The organism is Pseudomonas sp. 18.1.10 (assembly GCF_024655625.1).
Lineage (GTDB): Bacteria > Pseudomonadota > Gammaproteobacteria > Pseudomonadales > Pseudomonadaceae > Aquipseudomonas.
Genome location: NZ_JANLGL010000097.1, coordinates 1 through 13,563, shown reverse-complemented (window position 1 = coordinate 13,563; position 13,563 = coordinate 1). Strand labels below are relative to the sequence as shown.

Below are 13,563 nucleotides of genomic sequence, written 5' to 3'. Positions count from 1 at the left end.
CGCCGCTGCTGCCCCGCACTGGTTGTAGGACGCCAATCCCCACTGACACCCTGCAATTAATGTGGGAGCTGGCTTGCCTGCGATGGCAGTGGGTCAGCTAAACAGTTGCTGGCTGATACACCGCTTTCGCAGGCAAGCCAGCTCCCACAGTTGATTGCATTTCAGGTTCAGGAGGGTTGGCGCGATTCAACCCCCAACTCATCCCACACCGACTCCGCCAAGTGAAAAGTGGCATTCGCCGCCGGTATCCCGCAGTAGATCGCGCTCTGCATCAGCACTTCCTTGATCTCGGCACGGGTCACGCCATTGCTGGCGGCGGCGCGCAGGTGCAGCTTCAACTCTTCATTGCGGTTCATGCCGATCAGCATCGCGATGGTTATCAGGCTGCGGGTGTGCCGAGGCAGGCCCGGGCGGGTCCAGATGTCACCCCAGGCGTGGCGGGTAATCATCTCCTGGAACTCGCTGTTGAACTCGGTCAGGGCGTTGAGGCTGCGATCGACGTGGGCGTCGCCCAGCACCTCGCGGCGCACTTGCAGGCCGTCGGCGTAACGTTGTTTCTCGTCCACAAAAAACTCCTCAGTGGGCCAGCAAAAATTCGATAACCCGGTCGCTGAACGCAGCGCCGGCCTGGACATTGGACAGGTGCGCCGCATAGAACTCGGCGTATTCGGCGCCCTGCACATGGTTCTGGATAAAGTGGCTGCCCTCCGGTGGCGTAACCGCGTCGTCGGTGCCGGCGATCACCAGGGTCGGGGCCTTTATCAACGCCAGTTGCTCGCGAAAATCCGCATCGCGCACGGCGGCGCAGTTGGCGGCATAACCTGCGGGAGATGTGGCGGCCAGCATGTCGGTGATCTGCTTGGCCTGATGCGGGTTGGCCGCCGCAAAATCGGCGGTGAACCAGCGCGCAATCGACGCATCGCGCAAGGCAACCATCGCCGCCGCGCCGTCACGCAGGACCATCTCGATGCGCGGGTTCCAGATCTCCGGCGTGCCAATCTTGGCAGCGGTGTTGCACACCACCAGGCGGTGCAGGCGTTCGCCCGCGTTGATGCCCAGCCACTGGCCGATCAAGCCGCCCATGGACAAGCCACAGAAATGCGCGCGCGGGATATCCAGCGCGTCCAGCAGCGCGATCACGTCGCGGCCCAATTGCTCGATGCTGTAGGGCCCTGGGGTGACCAGGGATTTGCCATGGCCACGGGTATCAAAGCGCAACACGCGAAAGTGCTCGGTGAACGCCGGGATCTGGATGTCCCACATGTGCAGGTCGGTGCCCAGGGAGTTGGACAGCACCAACACCGGCGCATCCACGGGGCCATCGAGTTGGTAATGCAGTTCGCCGTCGGCGAGTTGTACAAAGGCCACGGTGGTCTCCTCAAGCAAAATGTTCGGTTACGGCGCGGCTGACCCAGGTACGGGCCAGCCCCAGGTAATGGGCGGGGTCGAGCAGGCGGTCGAGTTCGGCCGCGGACAGTTCGGCGGTGACCTGGGGTTCGTCCGCCAGCACCGCACGCAAGTGCCGCCCTTCGGCGACGGCGCGTTTGCAGCAGTGTTCCAGCAGATGGTGTGCGGTCTCACGGCCCAGGCGCTGGGCGAGCACGATGCTCACGGCTTCGGCCAATACCAGGCCCTGGGTCAGGTCGAGGTTGTGGGCCATGCGCTGCGCGTCCACTTCCAGGCCTTCGCTCACCAGCAGCGCCTGTTGCAACGCGCCGGACACCAGCCGGCAGATCTCCGGCAGGGTTTCCCATTCGGCATGCCACAGGCCCAGGCTGCGCTCGTGCTCTTGCGGCATGGCACTGAACATAGTCGCCACCAGGCCGGGCACGCGGGTGGCGGCGCTAATCAGCACGGCAGCGCCCACCGGGTTGCGTTTGTGCGGCATGGTGGACGAGCCGCCCTTGCCCGGCGCGCAGGGTTCGAATACCTCGGCCGCTTCGGTCTGCATCAACAGGCTGATGTCGCGCCCCAGTTTGCCCAGGCTGCCGGCGATCAGGCCGAGTACGCTGGCGAACTCCACCAGGCGATCGCGCTGGGTGTGCCAGGGTTGTTCGGGCAGGCTCAGTTGCAACTCATCGGCCAGGGCTTGCGCCACCGGCAGAGCCTGTTCGCCGAGGGCGGCCAGCGTGCCGGAGGCGCCGCCGAATTGCAGCACCAGCAAGCGCGGTTTCAGCTCGTTGAGCCGCTGACGGCTGCGGGTCACCGCCCCCAGCCAACCGGCGATTTTCATCCCCAGCGTGACCGGCGTCGCATGCTGCAACCAGGTGCGCCCGGCCAACGGCACGTCGGCATAGCGCTGGGCCTGGGCGGCGAGGATATCGCCCAGGCGCGCCAGGTCCGTTTCGATCAGCACCAGCGCCTGGCGCAGTTGCAGCACCAGCCCGGTGTCCATCACATCCTGGCTGGTGGCGCCCAGGTGCACATAGCGTTCGGCACCAGCGTCTTCACTGGCGATCAACTTGCCTAGGGCCTTCACCAACGGGATCGCCGAGTTACCCGCCGTGGCAATCGCCACGCCGAGGGCATCGACGTCGTACAGCGAGGCCAGGCACGCCTGGGCAATCGGCGCGACGGCTGTTTGCGGGATCAACCCGACCTTCGCTTCGGCCCGGGCCAGCGCCGCTTCAAAATCCAGCATGCCCTGCAAGCGTCCCCTGTCGCAGAACACCTCGGCCATGCTGCCCGCCGTGAAGTAAGCGTCGAACAGTTGATTGCGCGTGCGCAGTGTCATAACCCGTCCCTTACAGATCGTGGTGCAAATACGCCGCCTGTTTTGGCAAGCGCAAGCTGAACAGGAAAGCGATCGCCATCATCGCCGTGACGTACCAATAAAAACTGTTTTCCATGCCGATGGACTTGAGGCTCAGCGCGACGAATTCCGCCGAGCCGCCAAAGATCGCATTGGCCACCGCATACGCCAGGCCAACCCCCAGGGCACGCACCTGGGGCGGGAACATCTCCGCTTTCACCAGGCCGCTGATGGAGGTGTAGAAGCTGACAATCGCCAGGGCCAGGGTTATCAACACAAAGGCCAGGAACGGGCTGCTGACGGTTTTCAAGGTGAGCAGGATCGGCACGGTGAACAAGGTGCCAAGGCCGGCAAACCAGAGCATCGAGTTACGGCGGCCGATCTTGTCCGCGAGCATGCCGAACACCGGCTGCATGCACATATACAGGAACAGCGCGCCGGTCATGATGTAGCTCGACGTCTTGGCGTGCATGCCGACCGTGTTCACCAGGTACTTCTGCATGTAAGTGGTGAAGGTGTAGAAAATCAGCGAGCCGCCCGCGGTGTAGCCCAGCACCGTGATAAACGCCGCCTTGTGGTCGCGAAACAGCGCGGCAATGCTGCCGGCGTCCTTGTCTTCGCGCATTTCCTTGCTGGTGGTTTCTTTCAAGGTGCGGCGCAGCAACAGGGAGATCACCGCCGCGATGGCACCGATCACAAACGGAATCCGCCAGCCCCAGGCACGCAACTCTTCTTCCGTGAGGATCTGTTGCAGGATCACCACCACCAGCACCGCCAGCAACTGGCCGCCGATCAGGGTCACGTACTGGAACGAGGCAAAGAAGCCACGCTGGCCCTTGAGGGCCACTTCACTCATGTAGGTCGCGGTGGTGCCATATTCGCCGCCCACGGACAGGCCCTGGAACAGGCGCGCGAGCAGCAGCAGGATCGGTGCCCAGACGCCGATGTCGTTATAGGTCGGCAAAAAGGCGATGACCAGGGAGCCGGCGCACATCATCAGCACCGAGATCATCATTGAGTTTTTACGGCCGTGCTTGTCGGCCACGCGCCCGAACAGCCAGCCGCCAATGGGCCGCATCAGGAAACCGGCGGCGAATACACCGGCTGTATTCACCAGCTGTACGGTGGGGTTGTCCGACGGGAAGAAGGCCGGGGCAAAGTAGATGGCGCAGAAGGCGTAGACGTAGAAGTCGAACCATTCGACGAGGTTGCCGGAGGAAGCCCCGACAATCGCAAAAATCCGTTTGCGGCGTTCTTCTCCGGTGTAGTGACTGGTGGTTGTTGTCATGATTTTTCACTCAGTGGGAACGGTTATAGCCTAGACATACTTTGCAACAAGCTCGTTCCGCAACCAGACTTTTGGAGGTGGGGTGGCTGGGCTGGCCTCTTCGCGAGCAAGCCCGCTCCCACAGTTGACTGCATTCCAGAGTTGGAACTCGATCAAATGTGGGAGCGGGCTTGCTCGCGAATGATCTCAAGCCAACTCAATAATCAAAGAACACTGTTTCCCGATCGGTCCCTTGCAACACCACATTCCACTGATGCACACCCGCTGCATCCTGCTTGGCAATCAAGGTCTCACGGCGTTCGACAGGCACACACGCCAACAACGGGTCATCCCCATTCATCGGCTCGCCGTCAAAATAAATCCGCGTGAGCAAGTGCTTCACCAGGCCCCGCGCAAACACCAGCACCACCAGGTGCGGCGCCTGGGTCGTGCCCTCCAACCCCGGCACCGCGCCCGGCTTGATGGTGGTAAAGCGGAACCGCCCTTCGGCATCCACCGGCACCCGGCCAAAACCTTCGAAGTTCGGGTCGAGCGCTTTGTCCTGCTCATCTTCCGGGTGGTCATATTTGCCGGCGGCGTTGGCCTGCCAGACTTCCAGCATGGCGTCATTGACGACTTCACCGTTGCCGTCCAGCACTTGCCCGCTGATCGCCACGCGTTCACCCAGGGTGGCGGCGGTGGTCAGGTCTTCGCGGTTCAGCCAGGTCAGGCCGATGTGGTAATACGGCCCGACGGTGTGGGACGTGGTCGCGTTGAGTGTCATCTCATTTCTCCATCGGCGTGGCGTCGCGGCCGCGCAGGACGATGTCCCAGCGGTAGCCGAGGGCATAGGAAGGAATGGTTTTTTCCAGGTCGAAACGGGCGATCAAGCGCTCCTTGGCGCTAGTGTCCGGCACGCAGTTGTAGATCGGGTCGTATTCCAGCAGCGGGTCGCCGGGGAAGTACATCTGCGTGACCAGGCGCGTCAGCACGCTAGGGCCGAACAGCGAAAAGTGGATATGCGCCGGGCGCCACGCGTTGTGGTGGTTGCCCCACGGGTAGGCGCCGGGCTTGATGGTCTGGAACTGGTACCAGCCGTCGGCGTCGGTGACGGTGCGACCGGTGCCGGTGAAGTTCGGGTCCAGCGGTGCGTCGTGCAGGTCACGCTTGTGGTTGTAGCGACCGGCCGCGTTGGCCTGCCAGATCTCCACCAGGATGCCCGGCACCGGCAGGCCGTTTTCATCGAGCACACGCCCGTGAATGATGATGCGTTCGCCCTGGGGCTCGCCGTCATGCTGGGCGGTCAGGTCGTTGTCCTTCGCGTTGATACGCTCGGCGCCGATGGTCGGGCCGGTGATTTCCGACAAGGAATGGGGCAGAAACACCAACGGCTGCGACGGCGAACGCACGTTCGTCGATTGGTAGGCCGGGTGCAGGTAATCAGGTTGGGTGCCCGCTTGCGGGCGCCGGTAACCGGGCTTGTCACTCATGGAGCAGTCCTCTCTTATTAGATGCGTTCAATCGCCAGGGCCAACCCTTGGCCGACGCCCACACACATGGTCGCCAGGCCTTTGCGGCCACCGGTTTTTTCCAACTGATGCAGGGCGGTCAATACCAGCCGTGCGCCGCTCATGCCCAGCGGGTGGCCGAGGGCGATGGCGCCGCCGTTCGGGTTGACCTGCGGCGCGTCGTCGGCAATGCCCAGTTCACGCAGCACCGCCAGGCCTTGGCTGGCGAAGGCTTCGTTGAGTTCGATGACGTCAAAGTCGCTGACCGCCAGGCCGAGGCGTTCCACCAGTTTGCGTACCGCTGGCACCGGGCCGATGCCCATCACACGCGGCGCAACGCCGGCGCTGGCCATGCCCAGTACACGGGCGCGGGCGGTCAGGCCGTGTTTTTGCACCGCTTCGGCGGACGCGAGGATCAACGCCGCAGCGCCGTCGTTCACGCCGGAAGCATTGCCGGCCGTCACGGTCTTGTCCGCGCCGTTCACCGGTTTGAGCTTGGCCAGGGCTTCCAGGGTGGTGTCCCGTGGATGCTCGTCGTGTTCCACCACGGTCTCGCCTTTTTTATGGGCGACCCGCACCGGCACGATTTCCTCGGCGAAGAACCCAGCCGCTTGCGCGGCAGCGGTACGTTGCTGGCTGCGCAGGGCAAAGGCGTCCTGGTCGGCGCGGGATACGTGGTAATCGTCGGCGACGTTATCGGCGGTCTGCGGCATCGCATCCACGCCATATTGGGCCTTCATCAACGGGTTGATAAAACGCCAGCCGATGGTGGTGTCTTCCAGCTTCATATCGCGGGAAAACGCCGCGCCGGCTTTGCCCATCACGAACGGCGCGCGGGACATCGACTCCACGCCGCCAGCAATTGCCAGTTCCATTTCGCCGCTGGCAATGGCGCGAAAGGCCGTGCCGATGGCGTCCATGCCCGAAGCGCACAGGCGGTTGAGGGTTACCCCCGGAATGCTCTCCGGCAGACCCGCCAGCAGCAACGCCATGCGCGCGACGTTGCGGTTGTCTTCACCGGCCTGGTTGGCGCAACCGAGGAACACCTCATCCACCGCGGTCCAATCCACCGAGGGGTTGCGCTCGATCAGCGCCTTGATCGGCACGGCCGCCAGGTCATCGGCGCGCACCGTGGCCAGGCCACCGCCGAAACGGCCGATGGGGGTGCGGATGGCGTCACAGATAAATACGTCGCGCATCAGGCTTCTCCAGGCGCTTGGCCGTGGGCGGCGGCGGTGCGTGCTTCCAGGTCACGCAGGGCGTTCAGTTCGACGTCGGTCGGTTCGGCCGTGATGCTGACCTGCTCGGCAAATCGAATCGCCCAACCGGTGGCGGCCACCACTTGCTCGCGGGTCACCCCAGGATGCAACGCGGTGACGACAAATTCATGGGTGCCGGCTTCCGGCTCCATGATGCACAGGTCGGTAATAATCCCTACCGGCCCGGCGCCCGGCAGGCCCAGGCGCTTGCGTGAATCGCCGCCCTCGCCGTGGCCCACCGAGGTGATGAAATCCAGCTTGTCGACAAACGAACGCGAAGACTGCTTGAGGATAATCAGCACGCTCTTCGCGGAGCCGGCGATTTCCGGCGCGCCACCGGCACCCGGCAGGCGCACTTTGGGCTGGTGGTAATCACCGACCACGGTGGTGTTGATGTTGCCGAAGCGATCGACCTGGGCCGCGCCGAGGAAGCCGACGTCGATGCGCCCGCCTTGCAGCCAGTAGCGAAAGATCTCACCCGTGGGGACGACGGTGTCGGCGGTTTCCGCCAGCTCGCCATCACCGATGGACAGCGGCAACACGCTCGGCTTGGCACCAATCGGGCCGGACTCGTAGATCAGTACCACATCCGGCGACGAGGTCAGGCGCGCCAGGTTGGCGGCCTTGGAGGGCAGGCCGATGCCGACAAAACAGACGGAGCCATTCTTGAGGCGACGCGCGGCGGCGACGGTCATCATTTCGTTGGTGGAGTAAGCCATTACTTGGCCTCCTGCTGTGTGGTCAGCTTGGCCTGGAATTCACTGAAGTCGGCGGTGCCGTGGATGTATTCGTCGATCCAGGCGGTAAAGGTCTCGCGGTCGCGGGCGATGGGGTCCCACGCCTGATAGAAGCGGTTGTCGCGCTCGTTGTAGCCGTGGGCGTAGGACGGATGCGCACCACCGGGGACGTGGCACACCGCAGTCAGGGCCCAGGTCGGCAGCACGCAGCTGTTCATCGGCGCATGCAAGTCATCGACAATTTCTTCGACGGTGACGATGCAGCGCTTGGCCGCCAGGGCCGCTTCCTTCTGCACACCGAGGATGCCCCAGAGCAGCACGTTGCCCTTGCGGTCGGCTTTTTGCGCGTGGATCACGGTTACATCCGGGCGCACCGACGGCACGGCCGCCAGCACTTCACCGGTGAACGGGCACGTCACGGTCTTAATCAGCGGGTTGACCTTGGGCAGGTCGGAACCGGCGTAGGCACGCAGCACCGCGAACGGCAGGCCGGAAGCGCCGGCGACGTAGGCGTTGGCCAGGTCGGCGTGACTGTGTTCCTCGATCTCCAGCGGCTGCGGCCATTGCTTCTCGACCGCGTCGCGCAGGCGATGCAGGGAACCCACGCCGGGGTTGCCGCCCCAGGAGAAAATCAGCTTGCGGGCGCAGCCGGCACCGATCAATTGGTCGTAGACCAAGTCAGGCGTCATACGCACCAGCGTCAGGTCTTTCTTGCCCTGACGAATGATTTCATGACCCGCCGCCGTGGGGATCAGGTGGGTGAAGCCTTCGAGCGCAACGGTATCGCCGTCGTTCACGAAACGCTTTACCGCGTCGGTCAGGGTGAGCATTTCAGCCATGGGGTCGGGCTCCCGGTGTGGATCGAAAAAGGCGCAGAGGTGGCGCCGAAGTGACTTGAAGATTAAGTCGGGGAAATGGCTGTAACAATCCGATAATCGACTAAGTGTTCGATAATCGAACTGATTGTTGCCTGGCTAACTTTTTCTCCATACAGGACTTAAAGTGGGCACCGCTCCCACACAAGCCCGCCAGGCATAGAGTCAGCGTTGGCCTCAGGTCGCATCCGCATGGCTGACCATGCCCTTAATCACCACCGCCGCCGTGGCCAGCGCCGCCGGAATCACCAACGCCGTCAGCACCTGCTCGAAGTTCCAGCCCAGTCCCAGCAACGTCGCCCCCATCCACGCCCCTAGGATCGCGCCAAACCGCCCAATCCCAAGCATCCACGACACCCCGGTGGCACGGCCCTGGGTCGGGTAGAACCGCGCCGCCAGCGAGGGCATCGCCGATTGCGCGCCGTTGACACACATCCCGGCGATCAACACCAAGGTCGCCAGTAGCGTGATATTGCCCAGGCTCTGGCCGACCGCGTAGGCAAACACCCCGGCCAGCAGGTAGAACATGCCGATGACCTTGTGCGGATTGAAGCGGTCCATCGCCCAGCCCACGCCGACGGCACTCAGCACCCCGCCAAACTGGAACAACGCGCCGATAAACGCGGCTTGCTCCATGCTGGCGCCACTGTCACGCATCAGGGTCGGCAGCCAGCTGGTCAGCAGGTAGACGATCACCAGGCCCATGAAGTAGGTGAGCCATAGCAGCAAGGTGCCGGCGCTGTAGGTGCCGGAAAAGATCACCGCGAATACGTTGCGCGCCTTCACGGTTTTTTGCTCGGGCACACTGAAGTCGCTGGCTTGGGCGACGATGGTCGGCTCGATGGGTGCCAGGGTCTTGCGCACCTTGTCGGTGCCGCGATTGCGCACCACCAGGTAACGCGCCGACTCCGGCAGCCACACCAGCAACACCACCGCGAGGATCAACGGCAGGATGCCGCCGATCAGCAGCAGGCTGTGCCAGCCAAATGCCGGGATCAGCTTGGCCGAGATAAACCCGCCGCCGGCCATGCCCAGGTTGAAACCGCAGAACATGCTGGTCACCAGCAGTGATTTGTGGCGCTCGGGGGTGTATTCGGAGAGCAGCGTGGTGGCGTTCGGCATGCCCGCCCCGAGGCCAAGCCCGGTGAGAAAGCGCAGCACCAGCAACTGGTCGACGTTGGCGGCGTAGGCCGAGGCCAGGCTGAACGCGCCAAACACCAGCACCGCACCCACCAGCACCATTTTGCGCCCGAACCGGTCGGCCAGCGGGCCAGAACCGAGGGCGCCGAACACCATGCCGATCAGCGCGGCGCTCATCACCGGGCCGAGGCTGGCACGGTCGATGCCCCAATCCTGGGACAGCGCAGGCGCGATAAAGCCCATGGCCGCTGTGTCGAGGCCATCAAGGAAGACAATCAGGAAACACAGGATCACCACGCGCCACTGGTAGCGCGACAGTGGCTGGGCGTTGATGAAGGACTGGACGTCCAGGGTCGTACCAACAGACGGTTGATTCATTATTGTTATTTCCACACCGATGGGCGGGTTGACGACCTGCGGCCGTCATTATTATTGAGTGAGGCGGCGCCCTAGAGCGCTGCCGCACAGTAATAAGCCAGGGGAAACATCGTCAATTAATAGAGCCGGGATCTGTGCGATCACCGAACAGCTTAGGTAAACAGCTGCGCGCTCAGCTCACGGCTGGCGCTGAGCATGCTCGGCAGGAAACGCTGCTCCAGCTCGCTGCGGCTGACGCGGCCGGCGTGGGTGCTGACGTTGAGCGCAGCCAACACCTGGCCGGAGGCGTCATACACCGGCACCGCGATGGAGCGCAGGCCTTGCTCCAGTTCCTGATCGACAATGCACCAGCCCTGCTGCCGCACTTGTTGCAGGCATTCGAGCAAGGCCGCTGGGGTGGTCAGGGTGCGGCTGGTCTTGGTTTGCAGGTCGGCGTGGTCGAGGTAGTCCTGCAGGGAGGCGTCATCCAGCGCGGCGAGCAGGATGCGCCCCATGGACGTGCAGTACGCCGGCAGGCGCCCGCCCACCGACAGGTCCACCGAGATCAGGCGCTGGGTCGTGGCGGAACGGGCGATGTAGAGAATGTCATCGCCTTCGAGGGTGGCCATGTTGCAGGCTTCGTGAAGTTGCTCACTCATGCGGTCCAGGTAGGGCTGCGCCGACACCGCCAGCGGCGTGGACGACAGGTACGCGTGGCCCAGGGTCAACACCTTGGGCAGCAGCGAATAGGTACGCCCGTCGGTGGTGGCGTAGCCGAGCTTGATGAGGGTATAGAGGCAACGGCGCACGGCGGCGCGGGGGATTTCCGTGCGATGGCTGATCTGGGCGATGGTCAGGTGGCGCTTGCGCTCCTGGAACGCCTGCACCACGGCCAGGCCACGGGCCAGGGAGGTCATGAAATCGGGATCGCCGGTAAACGCCTGGATGCGCTTGGCCGGTGACGCCACGATCGGTGGCGCCACTGATGCGAAGGAGTTGCGCAATTGATCGTTCATTCCATGGATCCTTTTTCTTGTTTTCAACCGCAGGTAGGTTTGGCCACTATTACAAGCCGCGCGGGCCGCAATGCACAACGCCAGGCCAGTGACACTGGGCGATTATCGGACACCACTCCGATTATCGCAATTTGCAGCACCCGGCTAATGCTCAAGCAATGAAAACTTTCTGGCGCCAGATTTTCCGCAATCGACTGACGCGCTTAAGTAACAAAACGCTCACACGAAGTTGGCAATTTTTAACTTTATGGTGATAGTGTTCTTAAAATGCGCCGCTATACTGCAGGCTGTGCAGAGGTCAACCCGGTTTCACTATCGGGGCCAGAGCTCGCCAGGCGACACATTCAGTGTGCATCGTCGGTCACAAGTAACCGCTTAAAGTATCGACCTCAGGCCACTCCCTCAAACTTGAACGTTAAACCGTTCAACTTGGAACAACCTGAACGCGACTTCCCGGTAGGCCACTGCACAATAATCAAACTCAACTCATATTAGGTAATACAGTGACGAAAGATGAACTGCGCGCGGAACTTGAGCGCCAGGAACAACGTTACAAGGACGTTTACGGCGGGGAAGTCACCACCTACGCCGCGCAGCCTGAGCCCGAGCGTAAACCTTGGCGTAAACGCGCCAGCTTGCTCGACCAGGCGTTTGCCCAGGAAATCCAAAAGATTGAACAGGAACTCAAGGCCGAAGAGCCATAAGCCCTTCGACCCGAGCTGCGGCACTTGCCACCTCCGCTGGCGCATTGCCAGCCGAGGGCTGCGATAGATTCGGCACGCGTCCTATCGTCGCAAACGAAATTTCATACAAATGTTTCAGGGATGACGTTTTAGTGGCATTTACCCCCTGAAACGCGCCCTCGCTTTATAAATCAAAGACTTGCCAAAGCCCCGAAAACCCTGGGATGGACGCCTCTCACCCCGGGCATTTCAATGAAGATTGCTACCGATGAGCAGCTAGTGCATCGATTACCGAGGTTTTCTGGCATAATCGCGCCCCCTTACGACCGGGTCAGAAAACCTTCATGATCGATTTATTCAGCGGACTGGATGCTTGGGTTCTAGTGAGCCTGCTGCTCGCCCTGGCCTTTGTCCTCGCCTTCGAGTTCATCAATGGCTTTCATGACACCGCTAACGCGGTGGCCACAGTCATCTATACCAAAGCCATGCCGCCGCACCTGGCCGTGTTCTTCTCCGGGGTGTTCAACTTCCTCGGCGTGTTGCTCGGTGGTGTCGGTGTCGCCTACGCCATCGTGCACTTGCTGCCGGTGGAGTTGCTGATCAATGTGAACACGGGCCACGGCCTGGCCATGGTCTTCTCTCTATTGGCAGCGGCGATCACCTGGAACCTGGGCACCTGGTACTTCGGTATCCCGGCCTCCAGCTCCCACACCCTGATCGGCTCGATCCTCGGTGTTGGCCTGGCCAACGCCCTGATTAACGATATCCCCCTGGCTGACGGTGTGAACTGGCAGAAAGCGATCGATATCGGTGCGTCCCTGGTGTTCTCGCCCATGGCCGGCTTCCTGGTCGCAGCCCTGGTGCTGATCGGCCTGAAATGGTGGCGCCCACTGTCGAAGATGCACAAGACGCCGGACCAGCGCCGCAAGCTTGACGACAAGAAGCACCCACCGTTCTGGAACCGGCTGGTCCTGGTGATCTCCGCCATGGCCGTGAGCTTCGTGCACGGTTCCAACGATGGCCAGAAAGGCATCGGCCTAATCATGCTGGTGTTGATCGGCATCGTGCCGGCGCAGTTCGTCCTTGACCTGGGCAGCACCACCTACCAGATCGAGCGTACCCGCGACGCGACTGTGCATTTGAGCCAGTTCTACCAGCGCAACAATGCCACCCTCGGCGAGTTCCTGGCCCTGGGCAAAAGCGTGAAGAACGACCTGCCGGGCAAGTTCCAGTGCAATCCGCAGCAGACTGAGCCGACCATCAGCGCATTGATGGAGACGCTCAAAGGTGTGTCCGACTACCACTCGCTGACCGCCGACCACCGCATTGAAGTGCGTCGCTACCTGCTCTGCCTGGACGACACCGCGAAGAAAGTCGGCAAGCTGCCGGGCCTGGATGCGCGTGAGAAGTCCGACCTGGACAAGCTGCGCAAAGACCTGACCGCCACCACCGAGTACGCACCGTTCTGGGTGATCCTCGCCGTTGCACTGGCCTTGGGCCTGGGCACCATGGTGGGCTGGAAGCGTGTGGTACTGACCATTGGCGAGAAGATCGGCAAGCAAGGCATGACCTATGCCCAGGGCATGTCGGCGCAGATCACCACGGCTACCATGATTGGCTTCGCCAACATCTTTGCCCTGCCGGTGTCCACCACCCACGTACTGTCGTCGGGTGTGGCCGGTACCATGGTTGCGAACAAAAGCGGCCTGCAAGGCGGGACGGTCAAGACCATCCTGATGGCCTGGGTACTGACCTTGCCAGCCACCGTCGGCCTGTCGGCCGGGTTGTTCTGGCTGGCGTCCAAGGCGCTGGGCAGCTGATAAGCCGCCTGCAATAAAAAAGGTGCGATCCGCGAGGGTCGCACCTTTTTTATTGCCTAGGCATCTGTAGATCTAAAGCCGACTGCAGTACAAATGTGGGAGCGGGCTTGCTCGCGAATGCGGCGTGTCAGCCACTACATACGCAAGCT

At 62.4% G+C, this 13,563-nt stretch carries 13 protein-coding genes; 2 read left to right on the top strand and 11 right to left on the bottom strand.

Going from position 1 to position 13,563, the window contains the following annotated elements; all coding sequences use genetic code 11:
- Window positions 1–167: 167 nt before the first annotated feature.
- The 11 genes from pcaC to pcaR form a co-directional block, all read right to left on the bottom strand.
- Entirely contained in the window at window positions 168–566 is a 399-nt protein-coding gene (gene pcaC / locus NUV89_RS17170; protein ID WP_257782254.1) for a 4-carboxymuconolactone decarboxylase, read from the bottom strand.
- Window positions 567–576: 10 nt separating this feature from the next.
- A complete protein-coding gene (gene pcaD, locus NUV89_RS17165) occupies window positions 577–1,368 on the bottom strand; it encodes a 3-oxoadipate enol-lactonase (protein ID WP_257782253.1) in 792 nt (263 codons plus the stop codon).
- Window positions 1,369–1,378: 10 nt separating this feature from the next.
- Window positions 1,379–2,734 (bottom strand): 3-carboxy-cis,cis-muconate cycloisomerase, encoded by a 1,356-nt coding sequence (locus NUV89_RS17160; protein WP_257782252.1) that lies wholly within the window; start codon window positions 2,732–2,734, stop codon window positions 1,379–1,381.
- Window positions 2,735–2,744: 10 nt separating this feature from the next.
- Window positions 2,745–4,040, bottom strand: a complete 1,296-nt coding sequence (locus NUV89_RS17155; RefSeq protein WP_257782251.1) for an MFS family transporter — start codon at window positions 4,038–4,040, stop codon at window positions 2,745–2,747.
- A gap of 196 nt (window positions 4,041–4,236) precedes the next feature.
- A complete protein-coding gene (gene pcaG, locus NUV89_RS17150) occupies window positions 4,237–4,803 on the bottom strand; it encodes a protocatechuate 3,4-dioxygenase subunit alpha (RefSeq protein WP_257782250.1) in 567 nt (188 codons plus the stop codon).
- Between the two features lies 1 nt (window position 4,804).
- Complete coding sequence (gene pcaH / locus NUV89_RS17145) at window positions 4,805–5,509, bottom strand: protocatechuate 3,4-dioxygenase subunit beta (protein ID WP_124525957.1); 705 nt, start codon at window positions 5,507–5,509, stop codon at window positions 4,805–4,807.
- A 17-nt stretch (window positions 5,510–5,526) separates the two neighbouring features.
- Window positions 5,527–6,729 carry a 3-oxoadipyl-CoA thiolase gene (gene pcaF, locus NUV89_RS17140; RefSeq protein ID WP_257782260.1) on the bottom strand — a complete coding sequence of 401 codons (1,203 nt, stop codon included), beginning with the start codon at window positions 6,727–6,729 and terminating at the stop codon, window positions 5,527–5,529.
- Window positions 6,726–7,505 carry a CoA-transferase subunit beta gene (locus tag NUV89_RS17135; protein WP_257782249.1) on the bottom strand — a complete coding sequence of 260 codons (780 nt, stop codon included), beginning with the start codon at window positions 7,503–7,505 and terminating at the stop codon, window positions 6,726–6,728. Before NUV89_RS17135 ends, pcaF begins: the two co-directional genes overlap by 4 nt.
- On the bottom strand, window positions 7,505–8,362 hold the full coding sequence (locus NUV89_RS17130) for a CoA transferase subunit A (protein WP_257782248.1): 858 nt from the start codon (window positions 8,360–8,362) through the stop codon (window positions 7,505–7,507). The genes NUV89_RS17135 and NUV89_RS17130 overlap by 1 nt, the downstream gene beginning before the upstream one ends.
- Window positions 8,363–8,575: 213 nt before the next feature.
- Window positions 8,576–9,916 carry an MFS transporter gene (locus NUV89_RS17125; protein ID WP_257782247.1) on the bottom strand — a complete coding sequence of 447 codons (1,341 nt, stop codon included), beginning with the start codon at window positions 9,914–9,916 and terminating at the stop codon, window positions 8,576–8,578.
- A gap of 152 nt (window positions 9,917–10,068) precedes the next feature.
- Window positions 10,069–10,911, bottom strand: coding sequence for a pca regulon transcriptional regulator PcaR (gene pcaR / locus NUV89_RS17120; protein ID WP_017735916.1), 843 nt, complete (start codon window positions 10,909–10,911; stop codon window positions 10,069–10,071).
- Window positions 10,912–11,414: 503 nt separating this feature from the next.
- Here pcaR and NUV89_RS17115 point away from each other — a divergent pair.
- Window positions 11,415–11,615 carry a hypothetical protein gene (locus NUV89_RS17115; RefSeq protein ID WP_003172389.1) on the top strand — a complete coding sequence of 67 codons (201 nt, stop codon included), beginning with the start codon at window positions 11,415–11,417 and terminating at the stop codon, window positions 11,613–11,615.
- A gap of 323 nt (window positions 11,616–11,938) precedes the next feature.
- The gene (locus NUV89_RS17110; RefSeq protein WP_207039742.1) at window positions 11,939–13,414 is read left to right on the top strand and encodes an inorganic phosphate transporter; all 1,476 of its coding nucleotides are present in this window, start codon (window positions 11,939–11,941) and stop codon (window positions 13,412–13,414) included.
- Window positions 13,415–13,563 lie beyond the last annotated feature (149 nt).